General features: G+C 73.4%; 14 protein-coding genes. 5 read left to right on the top strand and 9 right to left on the bottom strand.

Annotated elements, in window-relative coordinates; genetic code table 11:
- Positions 1 to 8: 8 nt before the first annotated feature.
- Both ASG76_RS05365 and ctlX read left to right on the top strand, forming a co-directional pair.
- Complete coding sequence (locus tag ASG76_RS05365) at positions 9 to 1106, top strand: threonine aldolase family protein (protein ID WP_056600897.1); 1098 nt, start codon at positions 9 to 11, stop codon at positions 1104 to 1106.
- Positions 1103 to 2134 carry a citrulline utilization hydrolase CtlX gene (ctlX, locus tag ASG76_RS05360; RefSeq protein WP_056600896.1) on the top strand — a complete coding sequence of 344 codons (1032 nt, stop codon included), beginning with the start codon at positions 1103 to 1105 and terminating at the stop codon, positions 2132 to 2134. The genes ASG76_RS05365 and ctlX overlap by 4 nt, the downstream gene beginning before the upstream one ends.
- Positions 2135 to 2158: 24 nt before the next feature.
- Here the strand turns inward: ctlX and ASG76_RS05355 are convergent, their stop codons facing one another.
- Both ASG76_RS05355 and ASG76_RS05350 read right to left on the bottom strand, forming a co-directional pair.
- The gene (locus ASG76_RS05355; RefSeq protein ID WP_056600894.1) at positions 2159 to 3976 is read right to left on the bottom strand and encodes a bifunctional metallophosphatase/5'-nucleotidase; all 1818 of its coding nucleotides are present in this window, start codon (positions 3974 to 3976) and stop codon (positions 2159 to 2161) included.
- Between the two features lie 127 nt (positions 3977 to 4103).
- Complete coding sequence (locus tag ASG76_RS05350; protein WP_056600892.1) at positions 4104 to 6128, bottom strand: PhoX family protein; 2025 nt, start codon at positions 6126 to 6128, stop codon at positions 4104 to 4106.
- Positions 6129 to 6279: 151 nt separating this feature from the next.
- Here ASG76_RS05350 and ASG76_RS05345 point away from each other — a divergent pair, with 151 nt between their 5' ends.
- The gene (locus ASG76_RS05345) at positions 6280 to 7104 is read left to right on the top strand and encodes a class I SAM-dependent methyltransferase (RefSeq protein WP_056601051.1); all 825 of its coding nucleotides are present in this window, start codon (positions 6280 to 6282) and stop codon (positions 7102 to 7104) included.
- Between the two features lie 165 nt (positions 7105 to 7269).
- On the opposite strand, the gene ASG76_RS05340 is transcribed toward ASG76_RS05345, so the two are convergent.
- Positions 7270 to 8688 (bottom strand): HNH endonuclease signature motif containing protein, encoded by a 1419-nt coding sequence (locus ASG76_RS05340; protein ID WP_056600890.1) that lies wholly within the window; start codon positions 8686 to 8688, stop codon positions 7270 to 7272.
- Between the two features lie 58 nt (positions 8689 to 8746).
- On the opposite strand from ASG76_RS05340, the gene ASG76_RS05335 reads away from it, so the two are divergent.
- Complete coding sequence (locus ASG76_RS05335) at positions 8747 to 9373, top strand: hypothetical protein (RefSeq protein ID WP_056600888.1); 627 nt, start codon at positions 8747 to 8749, stop codon at positions 9371 to 9373.
- A 9-nt stretch (positions 9374 to 9382) separates the two neighbouring features.
- Complete coding sequence (locus tag ASG76_RS05330; protein WP_056600887.1) at positions 9383 to 10051, top strand: GOLPH3/VPS74 family protein; 669 nt, start codon at positions 9383 to 9385, stop codon at positions 10049 to 10051.
- Positions 10052 to 10075: 24 nt separating this feature from the next.
- Here ASG76_RS05330 and ASG76_RS05325 read toward each other — a convergent pair whose 3' ends face one another.
- Genes ASG76_RS05325 through ASG76_RS05300 form a run of 6 tightly spaced genes read right to left on the bottom strand, consistent with a single transcriptional unit; the run spans position 10076 to position 17437 of the window.
- Positions 10076 to 11236, bottom strand: coding sequence for an endonuclease/exonuclease/phosphatase family protein (locus tag ASG76_RS05325; RefSeq protein ID WP_056600885.1), 1161 nt, complete (start codon positions 11234 to 11236; stop codon positions 10076 to 10078).
- A gap of 56 nt (positions 11237 to 11292) precedes the next feature.
- On the bottom strand, positions 11293 to 12300 hold the full coding sequence (locus ASG76_RS05320) for a 5'-3' exonuclease (RefSeq protein ID WP_082587266.1): 1008 nt from the start codon (positions 12298 to 12300) through the stop codon (positions 11293 to 11295).
- A gap of 29 nt (positions 12301 to 12329) precedes the next feature.
- On the bottom strand, positions 12330 to 13028 hold the full coding sequence (locus tag ASG76_RS05315; protein WP_082587265.1) for a glycosyltransferase: 699 nt from the start codon (positions 13026 to 13028) through the stop codon (positions 12330 to 12332).
- Positions 13025 to 14338, bottom strand: coding sequence for a bifunctional PIG-L family deacetylase/class I SAM-dependent methyltransferase (locus ASG76_RS05310; RefSeq protein ID WP_056601047.1), 1314 nt, complete (start codon positions 14336 to 14338; stop codon positions 13025 to 13027). The genes ASG76_RS05315 and ASG76_RS05310 overlap by 4 nt, the downstream gene beginning before the upstream one ends.
- Positions 14335 to 15369, bottom strand: a complete 1035-nt coding sequence (locus tag ASG76_RS05305; protein ID WP_200948065.1) for an acyl-CoA dehydrogenase family protein — start codon at positions 15367 to 15369, stop codon at positions 14335 to 14337. The genes ASG76_RS05310 and ASG76_RS05305 overlap by 4 nt, the downstream gene beginning before the upstream one ends.
- Positions 15362 to 17437, bottom strand: a complete 2076-nt coding sequence (locus ASG76_RS05300; protein ID WP_056600882.1) for a catalase — start codon at positions 17435 to 17437, stop codon at positions 15362 to 15364. Before ASG76_RS05300 ends, ASG76_RS05305 begins: the two co-directional genes overlap by 8 nt.
- Between the last annotated feature and the right edge of the window lie 135 nt (positions 17438 to 17572).

Below are 17572 nucleotides of genomic sequence, written 5' to 3'. Positions count from 1 at the left end.
GTGCTGACGTGAGCGCGCTGCACGACCGGTTCCGCGCCGCCTCGGCGACGGCGGAGGCCATCTTCTGGCGCCCGCCCTCGACGCCCGCGGCCGTCCTGCGCGAGCTCGCCGACTTCGCCGAGGAGCACGACGTCGCGTGGGACCGCTACGGCGAGCGCGGCGCGGTCGCGCAGCTCGAGGCCGAGGTCGCCGAGCTGCTCGGCAAGCCCGCGGCCGTCATGTTCCCCAGCGGGGTGATGGCCCAACAGGCCACCCTGCGGGCGTGGTGCGACCGCTCCGGCTCGCGCCGGGTGGCCCTGCCCGACCTGTCGCACCTGCTGCACCAAGAGCAGGACGGGCCCCGCCGGGTGCTCGGCCTCGAGCTCGAGTGGCTCACCACCGGTCGCGAGACGCCCACTGCCGCCGCGCTCGAGAAGGTCGGCGGCCGGCTCGGGGCGGCGATGGTCGAGCTGCCGCTGCGCGACGCCGGGTGCCTGCTCCCGACGTGGGACGAGCTGGTCGAGCTGTCGACCGCCGCCCGCCAGCGCGGCGTGCCGCTGCACGCCGACGGTGCCCGCATCTGGGAGTCCGTGCCGCACTGGGGCCGGAGCCTGGCCGAGGCGGGCGACCTCTTCGACTCGATGTACGTCTCGCTCTACAAGGGCCTCGGCGCCACCAGCGGAGCGCTCGTCGTGTGCCCCGAGGACCTCGCCGGCGAGCTGCGGGCGTGGCGTGCGCGGATGGGCGGGACGCTCTTCTCCCTGACCGCCGCCGCGATCGGCGGCCTGGTGGGCCTGCACCAGGACCTGGGCCGCTTCGGCGACTACCGTGCCTGGGCGATCGAGCTCGCCGCCGCGCTGCGTGCGCGCGGCTTCGCGACGTTTCCCGAGGAGCCGCACATCGCGACCTTCCTCGCCTACGCGCCCGGCACCGCCGACGAGGTCAACGAGCGGGTCGTGGCCTGGACCGAGGCCAACGGCGTCGTCCCTTGCGGGCTGTGGCAGCCCGCCGACGTGCCGGGCTGGGTGGTCACCGAGCTGACCTGCTACGAGTCCGCGGCGGGCCGCGACCCGGGCGAGGTGGCCGATGTGATGGCCGCGGCCGTGTGCCCTACATTCCTCCCGTGAGCGCCCAGGCCCCTTCCGCTGTCATCCTCGTCCGCGCGACCAGCTTCGTCCCCAACCCGGCGACGGCCGCGGACAACGCCTTCCAGGCCGAGGCGCCGGAGGGCCAGACCGACTTCACGACGTCGGAGAAGGCGCTGCAGGAGATGGACGCCCTCGCCACGGCGCTGCGCGAGGTGGGGGTGAGGGTGCACGTCTTCGACGACGACGACCACACCCGCCCCGACAGCGTCTTCCCCAACAACTGGCTCTCGACCCACGCCGGCGGCACCGTCGCGGTCTACCCGATGTATGCCTCCAACCGCCGCCACGAGCGGCGCACCGACGTGCTGGAGATGCTGAAGTCGGAGTACCGCGTGCAGGCGATCGTGGACTACTCCGGGCTCGAGCCCGACGGCATCTTCCTCGAGGGCACCGGCGCGATGGTGCTCGACCACGTCTCGCGCGTCGCCTACACCGCGCGCAGCCACCGCGCCGACGTCGCCGTCCTCGAGCGCTTCTGCACCGACTTCAACTACGAGCCGATGGCCTTCGACGCCGTCGACTCCGACGGCGTGCCGGTGTACCACACCAACGTGATCGCCTGCGTGGGCACGCACGTGGCCCTCTTCGCGCTCGAGATGATCCCCGACGAGCACCGCCGCCAGCAGGTGCGAGAGCGCCTCGAGGTCACCGGCCGCACGGTCGTGGAGCTGACCGAGGAGCAGATCCGCGAGTTCGCCGGCAACGCCGTCGAGCTGTGCGGGCGTACGTCGGACGGCAAGCGCCGCTACGTGATGGCCATGTCGGCCCGGGCCCGGCGCTCGCTGCGCCCCGACCAGGTGGCCGCGATCGAGGAGTCGTGCGAGATCGTCGCGGTCGACATCCCCACCATCGAGCTGGCCGGCGGCTCGGTGCGGTGCATGATCGCCGGCGTCCACCTCGACCACCGCCGCCCCCTCGCGGAGGCGGAGCTGACCGAGGCGGTCGCGGCGATCAACGTCGACGACCCGGTGACCCCCGACGGCCGCTACGTCGACGGCAACGTCTGACGCAGCGGCCCCCGGGCGCCCGCGTCAGCTGATCTGGACGGGCTGTCCGCCCGACACCAGTCGCCAGTCCACCGAGGCGAACGCGGCGGGGTCGATCACGCCGTGGGCGGTCACCCAGTCGATGATGAGCTGGCGGATCTCGTCCTGCCGGTTGTAGACGACGGGAGCGGTGCTCACGTGGGGGAACCCGCCGCCGCCCGACTGGCGGTAGTTGTTGACCGCCATCGCGAACTCCTGGCCGGGTGCGACGGGCACGCCGTCGTAGGCGAGGCCCACGATGCGTGAGCCCACCGGCTGGGAGATGTCGATCTCGTAGGTCAGCGGCGCGTCCAGCCCGGCGACCGTGTCGAAGTTGTAGTCCGGCGTGCCGTTGGGGGCGGTCGGGGTCACCGCGCGGGTGACCTGCTCCACGGTGAACGGGCCGGTGCCCGAGACCTGCTGGAAGTAGCGCGCGGAGTACTCCAGGTAGTCCTTGACCTGGGCGCCGGTGACCTTCACGCCGAGCAGCGTGTTGTCGTAGATGTAGAGCCCGGCCACGTCGCGGACGGTGACCTCCCCGGCGGGGAAGGACGCCCCGCGGTTGAAGGGCGCGGCGATGGAGAGGACCGGCAACGAGGCGTCGGCACCGGAGAGCGCGGCCTTGACCGCGCCGGCCTGGACGTACTGCACGAAGTCGATGATCGGTACGTCCTCGACCACCGCACGGTCGGCGGACAGCGCGGTCGTGGAGGTGCCGATGACGGAGTTGACGTAGGCCACGACGGTGTCGTGCTGCTCGCGCACCGCAGCGAGCACGGCGGGGTCGCCGGACACGGTGTTGGAGTTGAGCAGCTGGCCCTTGGACCTCGTGACCCGCCAGCGACCGCGGTCGAGCTCGACGTCGAGGTCCATCACCGCGACCCGCATGCCCCAGTAGGCCGGCTCGGTCAGCAGGACCTCATGACCGGTCTCGGCGTTGGTGACGTAGCGGGCGGGGATGTCCTTGTGGGCGTGCCCGACGAGGATCGCGTCGACGTCGGGGACCTGCTCGGCCACCAGCGAGGCTGCGTTCTCCGGCCACGGCAGGGCGTCGCCGTACGACGAGGAGGTGTCGGCGCCGCTGTGGGCGCTGATCACCACGACGTCGCAGCCGCGGCGCTTGAGCTCGGGCACGAACTTCGAGGCCTGCTCGACCAGGCCGGGGAACTCCATGCGGCCCTCGACGTTGGCCTTGTCCCAGATCGCGATGCCGGGGTTGGTCAGGCCCAGCACGCCGACGGTGAGGTCGGGGGCGCCGTGCACCTTGAAGCGCTTGATCACGTAGGGCGGGAAGACCGGGCGGCCGGTGGCGGGGTCGACCGCGTTGGCGCCGAGCAGCGGGAAGTCGAGCTGCGACTCGAAGGTGCGCAGGGTGTCGATGCCGTAGTTGAACTCGTGGTTGCCCAGCGCGGCCGCGTCGTAGCCGACGAGGTTCATCGCGTTGGCCATCGGGTGCGTGCTGCCGCCGGTGATCGGGTCGATGCGCGCGTAGTAGTAGGCCAGCGGGGTGCCCTGGATGGTGTCGCCGGCGTCGAGGGTGAGCACGGGCTGGGTGCCGAGCTGCTCGCGGACCGCCTTGATCAGGGTCGCGGCCTTGGCGATGCCGATGTCGTCGTGTTTGCTGTTGTCGAACTCGAGGTTCTTGAAGTAGTCCCAGTTGAGGACGTTGCCGTGGAGGTCGGTCGTGCCGAGCACCGTCACGCGGGTCCGGAGCGCGCCGGGGCGTGCGGACGCCGGTGCTGCGGTGGCGACGAAGCCGGCGGCGGTGAGGGCGGCGGCGCCGGTGACGACGGTGCGGCGCGAGGGGGTGTGCTGCGAGGTCATGGGGGATCGCTTTCCGAGTGTGCCGAGATTCCGAGGAGGCCCCGGGTCTGGCCCGGAGCCGGTCCATATACCTACACGACCCACCTGCGGGTCTACACCCGCAGGTGGGTCGGCGGGGCGGGCTGCCTCAGGCGCGCGTGACCTGCACGACCGTGGGGCGCGGACCGGCGAACGAGCCGGCCGGCGCCGTGGAGCCCGCGGGCACGAAGTCGGGGAAGCGCGACTGGGGTGCCGTCCAGGAGCCGTCCTCGCCGGGGTGCTGGACGGCGACGAAGACCGAGCCGTCACGGTCGTGGACGACCGGTCCGCAGGTCTCCGCGCCCGCGGGGACCGCGAGGAACTGCTGCACGTGCCCGCGCTCGGGGCCCTCCACCGGCACCTTGAACAGGCCGTCGCTGAGCTTGATCGCGCTCGGCTGGCCGTCGGTCGAGATCCACAGGTTGCCCTCGCTGTCGAAGGCGACGTTGTCGGGGCACGAGATCGGCGAGACCGGGCCGGTCCAGCCGCCGAAGTAGGTGCCGGCCGAGGCGGCGTCGCCGCAGATGAGGAACAGGTCCCAGGCGAACGTGCCGGAGGTGTGGTCACCGCCGGTCGGGGTGATCTCGACGACGTGGCCGTCCTTGTTGGCCGCGCGCGGGTTGGGCTCGGTCGGGCCCTCCTTGCCGACCTTGCCGCGGTCGGTGTTGTTGGTGCACGCGACGTAGATGCGGCCGTTGTGGAGGCTGGGCTGCACGTCCTCGGGGCGGTCCATCTTGGTGGGCTGCACCGCGTCGGCGGCCAGGCGGGTGTGGACCAGGACCTCCTCGATGCTGAAGCCGGGCACCATCGACGCGCCGTCCTTCGTCAGCGGGATCCACTCGCCGGTGCCGTCGCTGACGCCGTCCTCGAGGCCGTCGCCGGTGAACCGCGCGACCGAGAGGTCGCCCGCGCTGAGCAGGCGCAGGTTGTGCGCACGCGCCTTCGCGCTGCTGCCCGGACGGAAGGTGTCACGCGAGACGAAGCGGTAGAGGTAGTCGAAGCGCTCGTCGTCGCCCATGTAGGCCACGACGTGGCCGTCGCGGTTCACGATGACGTTGGCGCCCTCGTGCTTGAAGCGGCCCATCGCGGTGTGCTTGACCGGGGTGGAGGTCGGGTCGGTGGGGTCGATCTCGACGACCCAGCCGAAGCGGTTGGGCTCGTTGCGGAAATCGGCGGTGGTGGCGTCCCAGCGCGGGTCGACCGAGCGCCAGTTGCGCGAGTCCTGGGTGGGAGAGAGGCCGTAGCGCTTCTCCTCCGCGGCGGTGCCGGTGGCGCGGAAGTACTGGTTGAAGTTCTCCTCGCCCGACAGGACGGTGCCCCACGGCGTGGTGCCGCCGGAGCAGTTGTTCATGGTGCCGCGCACGCTGCGCCCGGTCGGGTCCTCCGCGGTCTTCAGCAGGTCGGAGCCGGCGGCCGGGCCGTCGACGGCGAACGGGGTGTCGAGGGTGATGCGGCGGTTGAGTCGCGCGCCGGGGACGTACGTCCACACGTCGCCGCGGCGACGTCGCTCGAGCTCGACGACCGACAGGCCGTGGGCGGCCCAGACGGTGCGGATGAGCGTGGTCGGGTCGGTGCCGGGCGGGAACATGATGTTCTCGTTGGTGTACTCGTGGTTGCACACGAGCAGCGCGCGGGTGCCGGCGCGGTTGGTCTCGATGATGTCGAGGTAGTCGTTGTTGTAGCCGAACTGGCCGGCCTGGGCCTCGGGCGTCTGGTTCGCGGGGTCGAAGGCGGGCGCGCCCGCCAGGATCGGGTCGCCCCAGCGCAGGATCGGGTCCCAGCGGTAGCCGCCGGGGACCGTGACGTCGTCGACGGCGGTCGCGACCGGCGCGATGGGGGAGAAGGGCAGGGGCTGCGGACGCCCTGCGGCGCGCGCGGGCAGCGGTGCGGCGGGGCCGGCAGCCGCGGGGAGGCTGGTCACGGCGGTCAGGGCGGCGACGCTCAGGCCGGTGCCGACGACGGAGCGGCGGCTCAGCGCCGTGGCGGCGACGTCACGGAAGTAGGTGGTGTCGGTCGTGTTGGGCGCAGCGGTCGAGCAGGCGTCGCCGCAGCGCAGGTGGCAGGTGACCGCGCTGCGGTTGCCGTGGGTGCGGCCGGACATCGGCAGCAGGGGGAGGCTCGGGCGAGGAGTCATCGGGGGACTTTCCGAGTAGGCGGGGTGGCGGACGTCCCGACTCTGCTCATCCGGTGCGCCGGGCAGCCGGCCGGCAGGTGGACGTCGGGTGAACGTCAGCCGACCCGTCCGTTTCGTCGACGGCGCCGCCGTCCGGTGCCACGATGTCGCCATGGACGACGTCGTCGACTTCTACAGGGGCCCGGGGCAGCTGGTGGCGGCGATCGACGCCGCCCTGACCGGGGCCGGGGTGGACCGGGACTCCCTCCGCCCGGCCGACCTCGCCTCCGTCGACGAGTTCCACATCCGTGGCCGTGCCGCGACGACGGAGATCGCCGAGGCGCTCCGCCTCTCGCCCGACTCCCACGTGCTCGACCTCGGCAGCGGGCTCGGGGGTCCCGCGCGGACGCTCGCCGAGCTGACGGGGTGCACGGTCACCGGTGTGGACCTCACGCCGGACTTCGTCGAGGTCGCGACGGCACTCTCCGAGTGGACCGGCCTCGGCGACCGCACGCACTTCCGCGTCGGGGACGCCACGGCCACGGGCCTCCAGGATGCAGCCTTCGACGCGGCGTTCACCGTGCACGTGGCGATGAACATCAGTGACAAGCCCGCGCTCTACGCCGAGGCGCTGCGGGTGCTCCGGCCCGGCGGACGGTTCGTCGCGTACGACGTGCTGCAGGGCGAGGGCGGCGACGTCCGGTATCCCGTGCCCTGGGCCGACGACGCCTCGACGAGCTTCCTGGCCACCCCTCCCGAGATGCGCGACCTGCTCGCCGCAGCGGGCTTCGAGGTGGTCGCGGAGGTCGACTCCTCGGACGAGAGCCTCGCCTGGTTCCGCGAGGTGCGCGCCCGGGTCGAGCGCGACGGTCCTCCGCCGGTCAGCTTCGGGGCGTTCCTCGGTGAGCGCTTCGGTCAGATGGCGGTCAACCAGGTGACCAACCTCGCCGAGAGGCGCATCCGCACGGTCATGTTCACCTGCGTGCGCCCGGGCTGAGGGTCTTTTCCGAGGCGTCATTCTCCGTGTGGGCGAGGACGCGTTCGTAGCGGAGGAGCGCGGTCGCAGTCATTCCCGCAGGGTAGACGCGGCTGGCGCTCGGCCGGCGCCCTCAGACGCGCCTGTGGCCCCGCCGGCTGGGGGCTGGCGGGGTGTGGGGCGGGGTCATGGTCGGCGCTGGCGTGGGATCCGCGGCGGACCCGGGTCGGGCGGGTCGAGCGCGGCGGTGCCGTGCCGGTCGCGGCGGTAGTGGTGGCCGTGGGGGCTGGTCCACACGAACACCCCGAGCTCGACCATCTCGTAGCGCCAGGCGGAGTGGGTCTTGAGCCGGTGGTGGGAGCGGCACAGGGCTGCGAGATTCGAGGTGGCGGTCGGCCCGGGCTGTTCGCGGCTCTCGGCTGCGGCGTCGTGGTCGAACTCGACGACATGGTCGATGTCGCCTCCCCTGGCCGGTCGGGTGCACCACGGGAACACGCACGTCCCGTCTCGGAGAACAACCTGCTCGCGGATCCGGTCAGGCACGGCGTACGCCGGCGTCGAGAGCTCGGTGTTGAGGTCGATGACCGGCTTGATCGTGATCTTCGTGCGCGAGTCGGCACACCACGAGCGAACCTGGTCCAAGAGCAGCAGTCGCTGGCGCTCCTCGAGACGGCCGGTGGGACCAAACACGGTCTGCCCGTCCCGGACGCTCGCGTCGAAGTGGGCGTGAAGCACGACCTCGCGAGCCGCGGGAAGGCCGTCCTCTGCCGTGGCGCCCGTGGGTCCCTGGGAGAACAGGTCGAGCACGGTCTGCGTCCTGGCGAGGTCCCCGAGGGCGGCAGCGCGCCTGGCGTCGAGGGAGTCGGTGGACCCGAGGGCCTTCTGGACCGCGGCTCCGTGCGCCAGCGCGCGGTCGAGGTCGAGGGCGTCGGCCAGATCGAGCTCGGCCTCGATCCGCATGGTGCCGGCGAAGTGCACGTCCTGGTCGTGGATCGTCACGTGCCGTGGGTCGACCGACAGGTAGCCGTCCTCCGGGTCCGAAGCGGGGTCGGCGGCGGCGAGGTCGAACCGCTTGATCGACTCGGCGACGAGGCGGTCGAGCTGCGCGGGGCCGATCTTCCCCGCGACGGCCGCGACCTGGGCGTCGACGAACGCCGCGGCCTCGCGGGTCAGTGCCGGAGCGGCGTGGATCGTCGCCTCCGCCACCGAGCGCGCCCGCCAGGCCGGCACCCGTCCGGACTGCACCTGCGCCCACAACCGCGGGAGTCGGTGGCGCAGCTCGAGGGCGTGGCCGATGAGCTTCTTCGCCGACGTCGTGGAGATCCCGAGGACGCCGCCGAGCTCGGCGATGCAGAACTCCGCGACCAGCGGGCAGCCGTCGCCGGCGATTGGCTCCTCGTGCTCCGAGCCGGGGACGGTGAACGCGGCTGCGGAGTGGATGGACTCGGGCGGGTGGAGGTCGGCCCACCGGGCGGCGAGGTCGAGCTGGTCGGCCGCCGCGCGGTCCTCGACGGCCTTGCGCTCACGAAGGAGTGCGAGCAGGGCGGCCGGGCTGAGGGCGGCTGCCCCAGCCTCTGCTCTGGGCCCTGCCAGAGTGTCGATCATGAGTTTGATTCTAGTCGTCGCCACCGACAGTCGCCGTCGGTCAGCAGCGTGGCCTGACATGCTGGCGCCCGTGATGCCCAGCCCGCGCCGTACGGCGATGCTCCTGCTCGGCTGCGTCGTGCTGGGCACCGGTGTGGCGCTCCTGCTGACGGCCGACCTCGGCTCCGACGGCTACTCGACCTTCGTCAACGGTCTCTCGCTCACCACCGACGTCAGCTTCTGGGTCGTCAACCTCGTGGTGGGGGTGGTGCTCGTCGCGATGGCGGCGCTGCGCAAGGTCTACCCGGGCGTCGGGACGGTGGTGCAGGTGGTGCTGGTCGGGGTCACAGTGTCGGTGGTGCTCGACCTGCTCGAGACGCCCGACGACCTCCTCTGGCGCGCCGTGCTGCTCATCGCGGCCTTCCCCGTGCTCGCGGTCGGCATCGCGCTCTACCTCGGCAGCCACACCGGCGCGGGCCCGGCCGAGGCCGCCGCGCTGGCGTGGGACCCGCCGATCGCGTTCCGGTGGAGCTACAGCCTCGTCCAGGGCGGCGGTGCGATCGGTGGCTGGCTGATGGGCGCCACGGTCGGGGTCGGCACCCTCACGGTGATCTTCCTGCTCGGTCCCGCGGTGGACCTCGCCGCCCGGATGATGCGGGTGGACCTCCACCAGTCGCGGGATGCCACGCACGAGGACGCTGCCTAGGCTGGTCGCATGCTGATCGTGGAGGAGCTCTTCCTGCTGATGCGCCGTGACGACGGCAAGCCCGAGAGCGCGACCGCGCAGCGTGGTTACGGGCTCGCCGCGGCCGTGATCACCGACCTCGTCCTCGCGGGGCGCATCACGCTCAGCGACCACAAGGACCCGCGGATGTCGGTCCTGCAGGCGGGGCCTGTCGGTCACCCGGCGCTGGACGCGGCGATGAGCCGGCTGCAGGAGCGCGACGGCAAGAGGCTGTCGTCGCTGGTGACCGACCGCAAGCTCGCCGTCGAGCAGCAGGTCGCCACCGCGCTCGCCGCGCGCGGGGTGGTCGAGGTCGAGGAGAAGCGGGCGCTCGGCCTGGTCCCCGCCAGGTATCCCGTGCGTGACCCCGAGCCCGAGCGACGCCTCCGCGAGCAGCTGCGGACCGTGCTCTCGGGCGGCACCCCGCGCACCGAGGACGCCACCCTGCTCGCGATCCTCCAGGGCCTCGGCGTCGCTGCGAAGGTCCTGGCGGACGAGAAGGGCACCCTGGGGCGCCGCGACCTCAAGCGCCGGATCGAGGAGGTGTCGACCGAGATCCCCGCCGGGGAGGCCGTCGCCAAGGCGGTCGCTGCGATGAACACCGCGATCATGACCGCAGCGATCCTCCCGGCGATCACGGCCGGGGGCAGCAGCGGCTGAAGGTCCGGCCCCGGCCGCGTGTACCTATCTGCGCGCCGGCACCACCAGGCGGGCCACGACCCCCGCGTGGTCGGAGGGCCACAGGCCGGAGGCGGTCATCTCCGCCGGGTCGTCGCCGACGATCGTCGCGCGCGCGGCCTTGACGTCGCTGCTGTGCAGCACCAGGTCGATGCGCGAGGTGAGCGGGTTGTCCGGGTCGGTCAGGGTCGCGCCGAGGCAGCAGGTGAAGCCCGGGTCGCCGGGGTGGGTCCGCGGCCAGGCGTCGGCGCCGACGCCGGCCAGCAGCCGGGCGTACGCCGCCGCGTCGGGGGCGTCGGAGTTGTAGTCACCGGCGTAGACCATCGGCAGCTCACCGTCACGCGTCGCGATCGCGGCCTGTGCCGCGAGCAGCTCACCGACCTGCGCGACACGCACCTGCTCGGCGTCCTGGCCCGGGATGCCGAAGGCCTCGAGGTGGGAGTTGACGAAGCGCAGCCGCGCCTTGCCGACCCGCAGGTCCGCCGAGCCCCAGCCGCGCGCGACCGGGAGGGTGGTGGTGCCGTAGGGGAACCGCACGATCGCGGAGTACGTGCCGGTCTGCGCCGCGTCGACCCGCACGTCGTCGCGGACCAGGACGACGTCGCGGTCCGCCAGGCGTACGGCCCGGGTCGGGACGGTCGCGGTCGGGCTGGCCAGGACCGGGATCGGCGGCGAGGTGAAGTTGTGCGCCGTCGCGCCGGCGACCTCGCGGTAGTCGGCGTCGCGCGCCTCCAGCGCGTCGAGCAGCAGCGCGAGGAAGTCGTAGGCGACGACGGGGTTGCTCACCGCGCCGGTGGCCGGGTCGTAGGTCCAGGTCGTCCACTCCGTCACCTCCTGCAGGCCCACCGCGGCGGGGTCCGCGGCGACGATCTCGTCGGCGATCGCACCCATCCGCTCGGCCGGCCGGGTCGCCTGCACCGCGGCCCAGGTCCGGGTCGCCGCGAGGACGATGGCGGTGGTGTTGCCGCTCGCGAGCGCGGTCAGGACCGGGCCGAGGTCGGCGCCCAGGTAGAGGTTGCGCGTCATGACCGTCGCCGTCCGGGCCGGCGCCGACGTGGACGACGCTGCGGGCGGGCCCGCCTCGACGCCAGACGTGGGCGCCAGCGCCGCGGCGAGCGCGAGGACCGAGGCGACGAGGGCGAGGACGGGGCGACGGGCTCTGGTCATGCCAGCAACGTCGCACCGCCCGATGGGGGCAGCAAGCCCCATTCGGGGGATAGGTCTCAGGCCGACGCGGGGCGCGCGGTGAGCACCCGGACCGCGAAGTCGGTGGTGAAGTCGTTGTCGAGGAAGCCCACCACCCGGGTCACCCGGTCGAGGTCGAGGGGCAGCAGGCCGCGCGACCCGGGCACGTCGGGGGTGAGACCGAGGTCGAGGTCGTCGCGCCCCGACATCATCCGCACGTTGAAGTCGTAGCGCTCGCGCGCGCCCTCGGCCTGCAGGCGGCGTACGACGGTCGCGCCGACGCGGCGCCCACCGGTCTCGGCGGCCCAGTCGTCGAGCGCCTCCAGCAGCGCCCGGCCACCGTTGTGGTCGATGTCGGCCCACGCGGCGTCCATCGAGCCGGCCACGTCGAGCAGGATCGCCGCGGTCTTCTCGCCGATGCCGAGCACGCCGGGCAGGTTGTCGCTGGAGTCGCCGCGCAGAGCGGCGAAGGCGAGGTAGTTGGCGGGGCGGACGCCGTACATGTTGAACAGTCGCGCCGGGTTGAGCATCGGCGAGCCGTGGATGCCGCCGTCGATGAGCCGCAGCACCTGGGTGTGCGCGCTGATGTGGGCGAAGGCGTCGCGGTCGGAGGTGATGATGACGCAGCTCCAGCCGTTGCGCTCGGCCCAGACCGCACCGGAGGCGTTGACGTCGTCGGCCTCGAGCCCGGCCGGGGTGACGGTCGCGAGGCCGAGGGCGTCGAGCAGGGCGCCGGCGCGGTCGAGCTGGTCGACGAGCTCGGGGTCCTTCTGCGCACGGCCGGCCTTGTAGTCGGGGTAGGCGTCGCGGCGCACCGAGCCGGTGCGGTCGTCGAGGCCGAAGACGACCGCGTCGGGCGCCATGGTGTCGATCGACTCCAGGATCTGGCGCAGCATCCCCTGCAGCGCCCAGATCGGGCGGCCCTGGCGGTCGCGCAGCCCGGTGTGGGCACGCGCGTGGTGGTTGCGGTGCAGCAGCGAGGGGGCGTCGACGACCAGCAGCAGGCGGCGGGAGCGGGCGTCGGGGTTGCTGTGGGTGGCGGCCATGGCGATCGGCGTCAGCCTAGACGGCGGTGTCAGGCGCCGAGCTCATCGAGGTAGGCAGCGAAGCCGACCGGCGTCCGCCCGACCCGGCGACCAGACGTCGTCACGTCGATGGCGCCGGTCGCCACGTGCGAGAGGCCGGCGCGTCGCATCGACTCGACCAGCTCGACGTCCTCGTGGGCCGGGAGCGGGGCGAAGCCGCCCACGGAGCAGTAGGCCTCGAGCGAGAAGCCGAGGTTGGCCCCGTGCACGTGCTCGTGCCCGTCGGCGCTGCTGTGCCGGGCGTGCCAGGCCGCGAGGACGTGCGGCGGCAGGTCCGACGACCGCGGGGTGACCGTGCCCACGACGAGGTGGTGCCCTTGGGCCGCGAGCCGCCACTGGGCGAGCAGCCAGTGGGCGGGGACCTCGCTGTCGGCGTCCGTGCTGGCGATCCACACCCGACCTCCGCCGGCGGCCGAGGCCCACGCCGAGGCCGCCTCGACGCCGAGGGCCCGGGCCTCGCCGACGTTGCCCGCGGTGCTCGTGACCACCTGCACGCCGGGGCGACGGTCCACCACCGCTGCGGTGTCGTCGCCGCACACGTCGAGCACCACGACGACGTGGGTCCGCACCTCGGGGTGCGCGGCGCGGAGCGCGCGGGCGGCGTGCGCCACCGCGTCCAGGCACGCGCCGACCAGCTGCTCCTCGTCGCGGGCGGGCACGACGACCACCACCGCTGCCGGCGCGCTCACGTGGGCCGGCCCAGCACGTGCAGGAGGAAGTCGGGCTCCTGGTGCTCGACCAGGACCGGCGCGCCCGTGGCGAGGAACGCGTCGTGGACGGCCGGACCGGCGAGCGGCCAGCCGACCGGCTGGTGCCGCCAGTGGCACAGCAGCAGGTGACCGTCGTCGGCCAGCGCTGCCGTGGCGAGCCGGACCACCTCGGCGAGCCGGCGTGGGCTGAGGAAGTAGCCGACCTCGGAGATCGAGACCAGGTCGAAGCGACCCTCGGGCCACTCCTCGGGCACCCGCGCGCGACGTACTGCGAGGTGCTCGACCCCGCTCGTACGCCGACGGGCGAGGTCGATCGCCGCAGGGCTGGCGTCGACGGCGAGGAGGCTGTCGCAGCGGCCCGCGAGGTCGACGGCCAGCGCGCCCACGGAGCAGCCCACCTCCAGGCCGCTGCGGTAGTGCTCGCGCGGCAGGCTGGCGAGGGTCACTGCCCGCTTGCGGCGCTCGTAGGGGGAGTCGACCTGCCACGGGTCGGGGCGCTCGACGTGCACCTGGTCGAGGGCGTCGTCGTCGACCGGGTCGTCGAGGAGCAGGAGGACCTCGTCGGGGCGGTCGAAGTGGGCCAGCAGGTCGGCGCCGAGCAACACCTCGTCACCGGGCCGCGGCGACAGCGGACGCACCTGGCTGGCGTGGGCGGCCACGGCGTCGCGCTTGGCCGCCTGCCCGGCGTCGTCGAGCACGAGCCGGCGCGCGCGGTCCCACGGGACGTCGGTGTGCCCGGCCCAGTGCCACATCCAGACGGCGTACTCCACGAGCAGCGCGTCGGTGCGCCCGGCGGCCACCGCCGCGGCGCGGCCGACGGCCTCGTGGTCGGGGTGGCCGTCGCCGCGCCACGGTGCGCAGAGCACGACGTCGTCACCGTCGGTCCCGACTGCCTCGACCAGTGCGGCGACGACCTCCGCTCCGTGGGCCGCCACCTCGCCGTCCGGCAGGTCGAGGCACCGCACCCGCGCGGCGGGGGCGAGGACCGCGGCGGCCTCGCGCAGCTCGCGGCGGCGTACGCCGGCCAGCTCGGCGGGCGGGTGCGTGGGGGAGTGCGGGTGGGATCCCTCGCCCGCGGTCACCGAGACGACCTCGACGTCCCAGCCGGCGCGTGCGGCGGCGTGGACGAGCCCGCCCGCGCCCAGGGTCTCGTCGTCGGGGTGCGCGCCGACCACGACGAGGCGGCGACGATCGGACGGCAGCCCCATGACGGGCAGCGCCTCGATCGCTGGTGTCCAGGACGCGGCAGGCGTGCCCGCCCGGTCGTGGCGGAAGGGGGGCTCGTTCACCACCCGGTGGCCCCCGCGCGCAGGAGCTCGGCGCCCAGCGCGGCCTGGTCGCGCTCGGCGTGCCACTGGCGCAGGTAGAGCTCGAGGTCAGCGACGCGGCGGGCGTGGTCCTCGTCGGTCGCCAGCGGTCCCGGGCCCAGCCCGTGCGCCGCGCGCCGCAGCACGTCCTCGGCGGCGTTCGCGACGACCTCGCGCACACGGAGCGCGGCGCGCCAGCCGTTCCCGCCGCCGAGGTCACCGTCGTCGACGGCGCGCGCAGCCTGCTCGAGCACACAGCGGGCGGCGTGCAGCGCTGCGTCGACGGCGCCGAGGTGCATCGTCGCGACCTGGTCGGGCAGCCGCGCGTCGGCGGCGGCCAGCATCCGGCGCGCGACGCCGACGGCTCCGCCGAGCCAGACCGCGGCCACCCCGATGCCGCCCCAGGCGAAGCCGGGCCGCTCGAGGTACCACCCCGGGGCGCCGACCGCGCGCGCCGTCGCGCCGTCGAGGTCCACCGGGCCGGAGTCGACGGCGGTGAGGCCGCGCCCCACCCACGTGCCCGGCACGGCCGTGGCGCCCGGCTGTGTCAGGTCGACCGCGAAGAGCTGGCGCTCGTCACCCACCCACGCGCTGACCAGCGCGTGGTCCAGCACGCCGGCGAGCGAGCACCAGTGCTTGCGCCCGTCCAGGACGTACGCCGACCCGCTGGGCCGCGCGCGCAACGGCTCGCCCGGACCCTCGGCGGCGTACACGCCCCACGTGCCCGACGGTGCCGGCTCGCCGGCCTGGTCGAGGATGGCGAGGGCGTCGAGGTGCGGCTCGAGCACGCGGGCGAGGGTCAGGTCGATGGCCGCCACGCTGGCGAGCGCCGACCACAGGTGCACCGTGCGGCCCGCGCCCGGCACCGGCAGCTGGGTGCCGACGACCCCGGCGAGCTCCAGCGCGGCGGGCACGTCGTCGACGGCGTCGCGGGCGCGGTCGACGAGGTCGGCCAGCTCGTCGTGCTCGTCGTCGGTGACCTCGCCGAGCAGCACCGGCCCGCGGTCAGGCACGCACGTCCCGCTCCCAGTGGCGCAGCGAGCCGCAGCGGGTGGCGAAGACGTCGGCGTCGTCGGCCGAGGCCAGGTCGAGGAAGCCGTCGTCGGGCTCGACGCCGGCCGCCGCCAGCAGCGCCTCGGCGTGCGCACCTACCCCGACCAGCTTGTGGTGGGCGAACGCGTCGGCGACGAAGTCACGGGCGCTCGCGCGACCGGCGAGGTCGGTGGCGCCGTCCGCCGACGGCAGGAGCGCCACGGCGTCGAAGAGCACCGAGGGGCCGCCGTCGATCGCGTGGTCGGGGGTGATGGTCCCGCCGCCCTTGAGCTTGACCGGGCCGATCGCCGGGGCGACGTACTCCACGACCGCGCCGACGCCCTCGAACGCGGCGGCCACCGCGCGGACGACGGCCTTGTCGCTGCCGCTGGTCACCAGCACGCCGAGCTTGCGTCCCGCGAACGACTCGGGGCCGTTGAGCAGGATGCTCAGCGCCGGGGACTCCGGCAGGTCGGTGCGGGTGGGCACCGCGGCCTCCGCGGCGTCGGGCAGCGGCATGGCGAGCTTGTCGGCCACGGCCTGGGCGAGGTCGTCGTCGACGTTGCGGAGGTTGCCCAGCATCCGGGTCCGGATCTTCGGGTCCTCGACCTTGGCGAGCTCGAAGGAGAAAGCGTCGACGATGTGGCCCTGCTCGACCTCGGTCTGGCTGAGGAAGAACTGGCGCGCCTGGCTGTAGTGGTCGGCGAACGACTCCGCCCGCAGTCGCCGCGTCGGGCCGGCCTCGTCGCGCACGACGCTCTGGTAGCCGTGCACCACGTCGGCCCGCGGTCCGCGGTCGTCGCCGGTCAGCGAGCTGGGCTCGTAGTTGCCGCGGCCCTCCTGCAGCGAGGTCTGCATGTGCCCGTCGCGCTGGAAGTGCGCCACCGGGCAGCGCGGAGCGTTGACGGGGAGCTGGGTGAAGTTGGTGCTGCCGAGCCGCTTGAGCTGGGTGTCGAGGTAGGAGAAGTTGCGTCCCTGCAGCAGCGGGTCGTTGCTGAAGTCGATGCCGGGGATCACGTTGTGGGTGCCGAAGGCCACCTGCTCGTTCTCCGCGAACATGTTGTCGACGACCCGGTCGAGGGTGAGCCGGGCGATGACCCGCACCGGCAGCACCTCCTCCGGGATGAGCTTGGTCGCGTCGAGCACGTCGAAGTCGAACTCGTCGGCGAAGGCCTCGTCGAAGACCTGGACGCCGAGGTCCCACTGGGGGAGGTCGCCGCTGTCGATGGCGGCGTAGAGGTCGCGGCGGTGGAAGTCGGGGTCGGCGCCGTTGATCTTGAGCGCCTCGTTCCACACGACCGACTGCAGGCCCTGGCGCGGCTTCCAGTGGAACTTCACGAAGGTGCTGTCCCCGTCGGCGGTGACGAAGCGGTAGGTGTGGACGCCGAAGCCCTCCATGAAGCGGAACGAGCGCGGGATCGCGCGGTCGCTCATCGCCCACAGCAGCATGTGGGTCGACTCGGGCATCAGGGACACGAAGTCCCAGAACGTGTCGTGGGCCGAGGCCGCCTGCGGCCAGCCGCGGTCCTGCTCCTCCTTGACCGCGTGGACGAGGTCGGGGAACTTCATCGCGTCCTGGATGAAGAAGACCGGGATGTTGTTGCCGACGATGTCCCAGTTGCCGTCCTCGGTGTACATCTTCACGGCGAACCCGCGCACGTCGCGGGCGAGGTCGGGGGAGCCGAGGTTGCCCGCGACGGTGGAGAACCGGACGAACGCCTCGGTCTTCTTGCCCCTGGCCTGGAACGGCGCGGCGCGGGTCAGGTCGGGGATCGCGTCGAGGCACTCGAGCGTCGCGTGCGCGCTGTAGCCGCGCGCGTGGACGACCCGCTCGGGGATGCGCTCGTGGTCGAAGTGGAACATCTTGTCGCGGAAGGCAAAGTCCTCGAGCAGCGTCGGCCCGCGGTCGCCGACCTTGAGCGAGTTCTGCCCGTCGCCCAGCGGCACACCGGTCGCGGTCGTCATCCGCTCGCCGCGCTTGACGCCCTGGTGCAGCTCGTCGCCGCCACCTCGCTGGTCGGGCGTGCTGGTCCGTCGGGCGTCAGGCATGGGTCCCCCAGGTGTGGTGGGACGCAGGGGCGCGTCCGTCCGCGACGCTAGGGGCGCGGGTCGCTCCCGGGTCACCCCCGTCGGGGCGTGAGTAGGTTGGACGACGACCCGTCACACGTCCCTGCGAGGAGCTCC

Origin of the sequence: Nocardioides sp. Soil774, assembly GCF_001428125.1 — a bacterium.
Taxonomy (GTDB): domain Bacteria; phylum Actinomycetota; class Actinomycetes; order Propionibacteriales; family Nocardioidaceae; genus Nocardioides.
Note: the sequence above shows the minus strand (reverse complement) of the source record. Positions and strands in the feature narration are given on the sequence as shown.